The 8590-nt window shown below is 76.5% G+C and carries 3 protein-coding genes and 1 pseudogene; 3 read left to right on the top strand and 1 reads right to left on the bottom strand.

Translation table 11 applies throughout. The features are described from left to right. Positions 1-47: 47 nt before the first annotated feature. The 3 genes from cobT (at position 48) to E4099_RS24540 (ending at position 8204) form a co-directional block, all read left to right on the top strand. Positions 48-5924, top strand: coding sequence for a nicotinate-nucleotide--dimethylbenzimidazole phosphoribosyltransferase (gene cobT / locus E4099_RS35080; RefSeq protein ID WP_342451944.1), 5877 nt, complete (start codon positions 48-50; stop codon positions 5922-5924). A gap of 196 nt (positions 5925-6120) precedes the next feature. Next, on the top strand, positions 6121-7329 hold the full coding sequence (gene cobA, locus E4099_RS24545; RefSeq protein WP_135341297.1) for a uroporphyrinogen-III C-methyltransferase: 1209 nt from the start codon (positions 6121-6123) through the stop codon (positions 7327-7329). Between the two features lie 56 nt (positions 7330-7385). Further along, positions 7386-8204 carry a TrmH family RNA methyltransferase gene (locus tag E4099_RS24540; protein ID WP_135341296.1) on the top strand — a complete coding sequence of 273 codons (819 nt, stop codon included), beginning with the start codon at positions 7386-7388 and terminating at the stop codon, positions 8202-8204. A 39-nt stretch (positions 8205-8243) separates the two neighbouring features. Here the strand turns inward: E4099_RS24540 and E4099_RS34495 are convergent. Continuing rightward, positions 8244-8590, bottom strand: a pseudogene (locus tag E4099_RS34495) (serine/threonine protein kinase); the annotation flags it as partial.

Genomic DNA, 8590 nt, shown 5'->3' with positions numbered 1-8590 from the left:
AGCCCCCGCAGTCCCCGCCCTCCGGCCAACTGGAGTACCTGGACTCCATGGCCGAGGACCTCACGGCTCCCGGGCAGGACACTCGGCTCGGCGGGCTCCCCCCGCAGGCCGACACCTGGGCGGCCCAGCCCCAGCACCCGGGCATGGCACCGGCGGACGGCTCCCCGCTCACCGAGCCCCGGTACGCCGACCCGGCCGCGCCGCTCCCCTCCGAACAGCCCCTCGGCTCCCTGCCGATGGAGACCGCGCCGCCGGCGCCGCAGTACGGGGAGTCCCTGCCGTCGGGCACCGGCCCGCTGCCCGACCAGCGGCTCTATGCCGAACAGGGCGGCATGCCCGGCCCGTACCCGGCACCGGGCGACGCCGCCTACGCCCCGCCCGCGGCGGTCGAGGGCGGCCAGTGGACCGCCGAGGCCGTCCCGCCGCACGCCCCGCAGTTCGACCCGCACCCCCAGCCGACCGGCTCACTCCCGGCCGAAGCGCCGTACGCACCGCAGCCGGCGGCCCATGAGGCACCGCTCGGCAACCACCCGGGGGCCTTCATCCCCACCCAGTACAACGGTGAGCCCGCGCAGGGCTATCCGGAGGCCGAGTTCACACAGCCGGGACCGGTGGAGCAGCCCTTCGCAGGGCCCGGCTTCCCGGAGCAGCCGGGCCCGGTGGACCAGGGTGCCGCGCCTGCCGAGCAGCCCGGCCCCGCGGAGCCCGGCGCCGGGCAACCAGGGCCTGACGAGCAGCCTGTTCCCGCTGAGCAGGCCGCAGTAGCCCCCGAGCCTGTCGCACAGACCGGTTCCGAGCGGCAGGATGCCGGCCAGGCCGAGGCCGCAGGGCCGGGTGTCGCCCTGGACGGCGGCTCCGGACCGCTGCCGCACCACCCGCCGCACCCGGACCTCGGCGCCGGACCCGACTCCTCCGCCACGCGGCCCCCGGCTTCCGGGACCTCCGTGACGGACCAGACCGTGGCCGACGCTGACGGCCGGCCGGCGGCCGACCGGCTCGGCCAGGCCGCGCCGGCACCGGAGGCGTCCGTGAGTGAGGCCGCCGGGCAACCCGGCCCGCTCGCCGCCGCCGACGACGCGATAGACAACGGCGGCCCGGCCATGCCGGTGGCGCACGCACCCGCCACCGCGGTGTCCACCCCGGCACCGGCCCCCACCGACGAACCCCTGCCGCCGGCCGACGCCGCCGCTGCGGTCGCCGACGTATCCGGTACCGGGGCCCACGCCGGGCCCGCTGACGCCCCGTCCGCCGAGACTCCCATCCGGAGCCAGGACGCCGGCGCCGAGGCCGCCCAGGCGGTGGCCGCCGGGCAGGAAGCGTCGGTCCAGACCGCCGACCGGCCCGGGGCACCGGCCGCGGGGCAGGCCCAGGCCGCGCCGGAGAGCGCGACGCCCGTGGACGCCGCCGAGCAGTCGCGGACGGCGGACGCCCGGATCGCCGCGACGTCCCAGTCGGCCGAAGAGCCCACCGCCGGCGCCACTGCCGCCCAGGCCGCGCCGGATGATGCCCCGTCCGCGGACCAGGCGGCGGACGTCCGTACCGCCGCCGGTACGGACGCGGCGCAGCCGGCGTCGGGCCCGGCGCACTCGCCGTCCCAGGCCGATGAGGCCGCGCGTACGGCCGTCACCTCGGCAGACGGCGGCCCGACCCAGGCCGTTCCCACCCCGCACGAGCCCGTGGCGGCGGAGGGCCAGTCCGGTACCGACGCGGTCGCCGAGGCGCCTGCCGCGGCCCCGGCCCAGGCCGTCTCCGGGGTATCGGAGCCCTCGGACACCGCGGAGGCGGACGCGGTCGCCATGGCGGCGGCCGGCCCCCAGGACGCCGCCGGCCCCGTGGCCGACCCCGCTTCCTCCGCGGGGCAGGATGCCGCCCAGGCGCCCACCGCTGATTCGGCCGACGGCGGGGACACCGCCGCGCCCGGCCCCGTGGTCGCCGAGGCCATGGCCGAGCCGCGACCGGTGGGCGGCGCCGGAGCGCCCGCAGCGACGGCGGACAGCGGCCCCGGGGCCGAAGCGGCGGCGGGTGCGGCAGAGACGGAGCCGGCGGGTGCCACCGCCATCGCGCCCGCGGCTGCGGACGCGGGGCAGGCCGAGGCAGCGGAAACTGCGGAGCAGACCCCTGCCCAGGTCATGGACGAGCCCGCGGCCGGGGCCGTCGCCCCGTCGAGCGAGAGCCCGGCCGCGGAGGGCCAGGGCCTGCCCGTCAGCCCGTCGGCCTCTGGTGCCGAGAAGGCACAGGCGAGCGCCAAGCCCAAGGCGGCCACCAGGCGCCGGGCCAAGCCGCAGACGCAGCCCGCGGCCACCACCGCTGACCCCAAGGCCGGGGACGAGCCCGTGGCCGTCGCCGGCGGGACCGAGCCCGCGGGGGAGGCGGCTCAGCCCTCCACCGAGGGGCGGCACGCGGCCCCGGCCGCGCCGACCGGCACCGCGAAGGCGGCGGCCCCGTCGACCGGCGGCGCCAAGCCCAGGGCCGCGGCCAGGCGCAGGGCCGCGGCCAAGGCCCAAGCCCAGGCGCAGGCCCAGGCCGAGACCCAGGCGCAGGCACAGGCCGAGACCCAGGCCCAGGTGCAGGCCAGTGACGAGGCGCAGGGCGAGACCCAGGCCCAGGCTCAGGTTCAGCTCAGCGATGAGCCCCAGGCCGAGGCTCAGTCCCAGGCGAACTCCACCGACGAGGCGCAGACCGAGAGCCAGGCCCAGGCTCAGGTGCAGCTCAGTGATGAGACCCAGGCCCAGGCGCAGGCGCAGCCCGCCGACGAGGTGCAGGCCGAGATCCAGGCGCAGGCGCAGCCCGCCGACGAGGTGCGGCCCCAGGCCCAGGCGCAGTCCGCCGACGAGTCGGTGCGGGAGGCCCAGCCCGCGGGTTCGGTTCAGCTCCCGAGCGAGACCGGAACCAGCGGGTCTGCGTCCGAGGCCGGCGCCGTGGCCCCTGCCGAGGACCGGCCGGTGGCCGAGGTCGTAACGCCTGACGCGCCGTCCGCGGCGGACACTCCCGCCTCCGATACCGCTGCCCCCAAGGGCGGCACACCGGAATCGGCCGATTCCGCGCCGGAGGTCCCGCAGACGCCACAGGCCCCCGACGCGGCCGAGGCGCCCGCGGCGACTCAGACGCCGGAAGCGGCTGAGAGCACCGCCGAACCGGCCGCCGAGCAGTCCGGCGCCGCCGAGCCGGTGGTTGGCGCACCCGCGGTGCCCGCCGAGCCGGTCGACCAGGCAGCGGCGGTCGAGCCCGTGACCGCGCAGTCCGCGATCGCCGAGCCCACGACGGCTGAGCCCGGGGCCGCCGAGCCCGCGACCGCCCAGCCCGCGGTCACTGACACCGCAGTCACTGACGCCGCGTCCGCTGATGCCGCCTCCGCAACGGCCCGGACGGAGCCCGCCGGCACCGACTCGGCATCCTCCGCACCGGCGCCGGCAGAAGCGGCCGAGCCTGCGACCGCTGACGCTCCGTCCCCTGATTCCCCCGATTCCCCCACCGGGTCCGCGCCGGCCCAGGCGGAGCCGACCGGTGCTGCCGAGGAGTCCGCACCGGCTCCCGCCGAGAAGGCCGAGCCCGCAGCGGCCGAGGGCGACTCCACCGAGGTCGCCCCGGAGTCCGAGGCCGTTCCGGAGTCCGAGGCCGCCCCGGCCGACACGGTGAAGACCGCCGACCCCGTGAAGACCCCCGAGCCCGCGAACATCCCCGAGCCCGCCGTCGCGGACACGCCTGCCGCGGAGGCGCCCGCCGGGGCCGAGCCCACCACGGACGCCCAGCCGACGGGACGTACCCGTGTGACCCGCGCCGCCACGACCGGCACCCCGGCCAAGGCGGACACGCCCAAGCAGGCTGCCGCAACCGCCGAGGCCGCCACTCCCGCCGAGGCCGACCCGGCCACCCCGGCGGACGCCTCGGCCAAGCCGGCCCAGGCCAAAGCGACCTCCGCCAAGGCGACCCCCGTAAAGGCGACTCCCGCCAAGGCGACCGCCACCAAGCAGACCTCCACCAAGGCGACCTCGGCCAAGGCCACCTCTCCCAAGGCGACCTCGGCCAAGTCGGTGCCCGCCAAGGCCGTTCCCGCAAAGGCGACCGCTTCCTCCGCCGAGGGCGGCACGGCCGCGAAGGCCCCGGCCACCACGCCCGCGGCAGCCGCCGTGGCAGAGGAGGCCGCCGGTGCCGAGCAGGCGGCGGAGACCGCGCCGAGGGTCCCGGTCGGCCCGCCCGCGGAAGGGTACGCGGAGGCCGAGCGGGCCGCCGTGCACCGGGTGATGCGGGAGCGCCGCGACATCCGCAACGGCTTCCGGCCCGATCCGATCCCGCACGAGGTGCTGCTGCGCGTCCTGGAGGCCGCGCACACCGCCCCGAGCGTGGGGCACTCCCAACCGTGGGACTTCGTGGTCATCCGCTCCGAGGAGACCCGCCGTGCCATGCACGAGCTGGCCGCCCGGCAGCGGGAGGCCTTCGCCAAGTCGCTGCCCAAGGCGCGCGCCAAGCAGTTCAAGCCCCTCAAGGTCGAGGCCATCCTCGACACCCCGGTGAACATCGTCGTCACCGCCGACCCCACCCGCGGCGGCCGGCACACCCTGGGACGGCACACCCAGCCGCAGATGGCGCCGTACTCCTCCGCGCTCGCGGTGGAGAACCTCTGGTTGGCGGCGCGCGCCGAGGGCCTCGGCGTCGGCTGGGTCAGTTTCTTCGACGAGCGCGAGATGGTCCGCGCGCTCGGTCTGCCCGAACATCTGGAAGTTGTGGCTTATTTGTGTGTCGGTTATGTCGACGAGTTCCCCGACGAGCCCGAGCTGATGCAGGCGGGGTGGGCGAAGCGGCGTCCGCTGTCCTGGGTCGTCCACGAGGAGACCTACGGACGGCGCGCGCTGCCCGGTGAGGAGCCGCACGATCTGCTCCAGGAGACCCTGCGGCGCATCCGTCCGTTGGACGCCAAGGCGCTCGGCCAGGCCTGGGAGCGGCAGAAGCGGATGACCAAGCCGTCCGGCGCGCTGGGCATGCTGGAGATCATCTCCGCGCAGCTCAGCGGCCTGTCGCGGAAGTGCCCGCCGCCGATCCCGGAGCCCGCCGCGGTGGCGATCTTCGCCGGTGATCACGGAGTGCACGCGCAGGGGGTGACCGCCTGGCCGCAGGAGGTCACCAGCCAGATGGTGGCGAACTTCCTGGGCGGCGGCGCGGTGTGCAACGCCTTCGCCAACCAGGTGGGCGCGGAGGTCTGCGTCATCGACGTGGGCGTGGCGGGCGAACTGCCGGCCACCCCGGGGCTGCTGCCGCGCAAGGTGCGTCCGGGCACCGATGACTTCACGGTCGGTCCCGCGATGAGCCGCGAGGACGCGCTGCGCGCCATCGAGGTCGGCATCGAGACCGCCCGCGACCTGGTGGCAGCCGGGAACAAGGCGCTGCTCACCGGTGAGATGGGCATCGCCAACACCACCGTGTCGGCGGCCTTGATCTCGGTGTTCACCGAGGCCGACCCGGCAGAGATCACCGGGCGCGGCACCGGGATCAACGACGAGATGCACGCCCGCAAGGTCGACGTGGTCCGCAGGGCCCTGGAACTGCACCAGCCCGACCCGGCGGACCCGATCGGGGTGCTCGCCGCGGTGGGTGGCCTGGAGCACGCGGCCATCGCCGGCCTGGTACTGGGCGGCGCCTCGCTGCGCACCCCGGTGATCCTGGACGGGGTCAGCGCGGGAGCCGCCGCCCTGGTGGCCCGGGCGATCGCCCCGGAGGCCCTGGCCGCCTGCATCGCAGGCCACCGCAGCGCGGAGCCCGGGCATGTGGCCGCGCTCAACAAGCTGGGTCTGCGACCGCTGGTCGACCTGGACCTGCGGCTGGGCGAGGGCACCGGCGCGCTGCTGGCCCTGCCGGTGGTGCAGAGCGCGGCACGCGCCATGCACGAGGTGGCCACCTTCGACTCGGCGGGAGTCACCGGGAAGAAGTGAACCGGGGCGGGCCGGGGTGATCCGTACCGCGGAAGCGGGGTACGTCGGCACCCACCGCAGGTCGTAGGGTATGCGCCAAGGAACCCGCCCCGATCAGCCACTTCACCGTCGAACAGCGATATGGGCGCGGCCGGGAGCGCCTCCCCGGCCGGGCCGGGGCAGGCCGCGCCACCCCACGAGGAGGATCCGCACCGCCATGCCCGAGAACTTCGCATACCCCGTCGGACTGCGCCTTCAGGGACGGCGCGTCGTCGTCCTCGGGGCGGGGCAGGTCGCCCAGCGCCGGCTGCCGGCGCTGATCGCGGCGGGCGCGGACATCCTGCTGGTCTCCCCGTCGGCCACCCCCTCGGTGGAGGCCATGGCCGACGCCGGCGAGCTGCGCTGGGAGCGCCGCCGCTACCGGTCCGGCGACTTCGAGGGCGCCTGGTACGCCCTGATCACCACCGACGACCCGGAGGCCAACGCGGCGGCCTCCGCGGAAGCCGAGGCCCGGCGGGTGTGGTGCGTACGGAGCGACGACGCCGACGCGGCCTCCGCCTGGACCCCCGCGACCGGCCGCAGCGAGGGCGTCACGGTGGCCGTACTGACCGGCCAGGACCCGCGCCGCTCGGCGGCGGTGCGGGACGCGGTGGTGGAGGGGCTGCGGGACGGTTCGCTCGCCGCGCCGCACCGGCGCAGCCGCACCCCCGGGGTGGCCCTGGTCGGCGGCGGCCCAGGCGACCCCGACCTGATCACGGTGCGCGGTCGCCGGCTGCTGGCCGAGGCCGATGTGGTGATCGCGGACCGGCTCGGCCCCCGCGACCTGCTGGACGAACTGCCGCCGCATGTCGAGGTGATCGACGCGGCGAAGATCCCCTACGGCCGCTTCATGGCGCAGGAGGCCATCAACAACGCGCTGATCGAGCACGCCCGGGCGGGCAAGGCGGTGGTGCGGCTCAAGGGCGGCGACCCCTTCGTCTTCGGCCGCGGCATGGAGGAGGCCCAGGCGCTGGCCGAGGCCGGCATCGCCTGCACGGTGGTACCGGGCATCTCCAGCTCCATCAGCGTGCCCGGCGCCGCCGGTATCCCGGTCACCCACCGCGGGGTGGCCCATGAGTTCACCGTGGTCAGCGGGCACGTGGCGCCCGAGGACCCGGCCTCGCTGGTGGACTGGTCGGCACTCGCCCGGCTGCGCGGCACCCTGGTGCTGCTGATGGCCGTCGAGAAGATAGGCAGGATCGCCGAGGCGCTGATGGCCCACGGCCGGGACGCGGGCACCCCGGTCGCCGTGGTGCAGGAGGGCACCACCGCGGCACAGCGCCGGGTGGACGCCACCTTGGGTACCGTGGCGGAGACGGTGGCCGCCGAGGGCGTGCGCCCGCCGGCCGTCATCGTGATCGGCGACGTGGTCGCCGTAGGCGCGTAGGACCGCCGCCGACCGGCGGCGTTGGCACCACGACCAGGACAAGGCAGTATCACCCCGTGGCTGAACTCATCACCATCGATGACCCCGCCGACCCCCGGCTGAGCGACTTCACCGGACTGACCGACGTCGAGCTGCGCCGTCGGCGCGAGCCCGCCGAGGGCCTGTTCATCGCCGAGGGCGAGAAGGTCATCCGGCGTGCCCGGCAGGCCGGGTACCGAATGCGCTCCATGCTGCTGTCGGCCAAGTGGGTCGATGTGATGCGCGATGTCATCGACGAGGTCCCGGCCCCGGTGTACGCGGTCAGCCCGGAGCTGGCCGAGCAGGTGACCGGCTACCACGTGCACCGCGGCGCCCTCGCCTCCATGCAGCGCAAGCCGCTGCCGGACGCGGTGGAGTTGCTGGCCGGTGCCCGCCGGGTGGCCGTGATGGAGTCCGTCAACGACCACACCAACATCGGGGCGATATTCCGCAGCGCCGCCGCGCTCGGCATGGACGCGGTACTGCTCTCCCCGGACTGCGCCGACCCGCTCTACCGGCGGTCGGTGAAGGTCTCCATGGGCGCGGTCTTCTCGGTGCCCTACGCCCGCCTGGAGCACTGGCCGCGGGGACTGGACGAGGTGCGGGACGCCGGTTTCACCCTGCTCGCGCTGACCCCGGACCCGAAGGCCACCGCCATGGACGAGGTCGCTCCGCACCGCCTGGACCGGGTCGCCCTGATGCTGGGCGCCGAGGGCGAGGGGCTCAGCCGGCGGGCGCTGATGGCCGCCGACGAATGGGTGCGCATCCCGATGGCGCACGGCGTGGACTCGCTCAATGTGGGCGCCGCCGCGGCGGTCGCCTTCTACGCGGTCACGGCCGGACGCCCCACGCACTGAGCCGCCCGGACCGGTCGGCCGGGCCGACCCGGCGCGCGCCTACCGCCCCGGGTGTGCTCCGGGAGTGCCCCTCACATCATCCGCCCCTGCGCCCACCGCCGGCGCCGGGTCGGCGCCGCGGGCCGTGCCGACCGCGGCGTGGTGGGGGTGCCCGCCCAGGCCGCGGGCCGGGCCCTGGCAGCCCTGGGCCGCCGCGATGCCCAGGGCGGCGAGGAGCGTCACCACCACGAACACGATCAGCCGCTGGCGCAGCAACCGCCGGTCCGGGCCCTGCGGCCGGCGCTTCCCGGCGGCGGTACGCGCCGGTGGCCGCCCGTTCGTCCGCCGGGTCGGCGCGGGCGCGCCGGAGCGGGGGCCCGAGGGACGGGCGGGGCGCCGCGGACCGG

This window comes from Streptomyces palmae, from assembly GCF_004684805.1.
GTDB classification, from domain to species: domain Bacteria; phylum Actinomycetota; class Actinomycetes; order Streptomycetales; family Streptomycetaceae; genus Streptomyces; species Streptomyces palmae.
The sequence above is the reverse complement of the archived record's forward strand: the minus strand, read 5'-3'. Positions and strand labels throughout refer to the sequence as shown.

What these genes read in the sequence shown, in the direction of transcription:
- cobT (WP_342451944.1), top strand. Translation starts at nt 48, where the DNA reads ATGGCCGAGGACCTCACGGCTCCCGGGCAGGACACTCGGCTCGGCGGG.
- cobA (WP_135341297.1), top strand. Translation starts at nt 6,121, where the DNA reads ATGCCCGAGAACTTCGCATACCCCGTCGGACTGCGCCTTCAGGGACGG.